We start from the raw sequence: 393 nt of genomic DNA, 5'->3' as shown, positions 1-393 counted from the left end.
TTTACACAGTTTATGCCAGCGAATAACAATCGCTTTATCATTCAGTCTGTTTGCTTTCTTATCATCTACATATAGTACCAAATGGGTGTGATTACTCATTACGGCATAAGCACATACATCAATACAAAATATTTTTGCGAGCATAAGTAACTTATCATCAACCCACCCTCGTCGATGCTCGTAAGATTGACATGTAAAACGGTCTTCGCCACATAAAAATGCACGACGTACGCAACGCGAAATACAATGGTAATATTTTGTATCAACCAGACTTATTTGACGCTTTCTTGCAATTGCCATAAGAAACCCTGCTTGTTTTTTGCACTAAATAAAGGCTAGCCTCTAACTCCATAAAGTGCAAAATTTAGGATGGGTGTCTTGTTTATTTTAATT

General features: G+C 36.4%; 1 pseudogene. It reads right to left on the bottom strand.

Annotation, left to right across the window (positions count from 1 at the left end):
• Nucleotides 1-300 (bottom strand): annotated as a pseudogene (locus H5115_RS20010) (transposase); the annotation flags it as partial.
• Nucleotides 301-393: the final 93 nt, after the last annotated feature.

The organism is Pseudoalteromonas sp. SR44-2, from assembly GCF_014163745.1.
Lineage (GTDB): Bacteria > Pseudomonadota > Gammaproteobacteria > Enterobacterales > Alteromonadaceae > Pseudoalteromonas > Pseudoalteromonas distincta.
The sequence above is the reverse complement of the archived record's forward strand: the minus strand, read 5'-3'. Positions and strand labels throughout refer to the sequence as shown.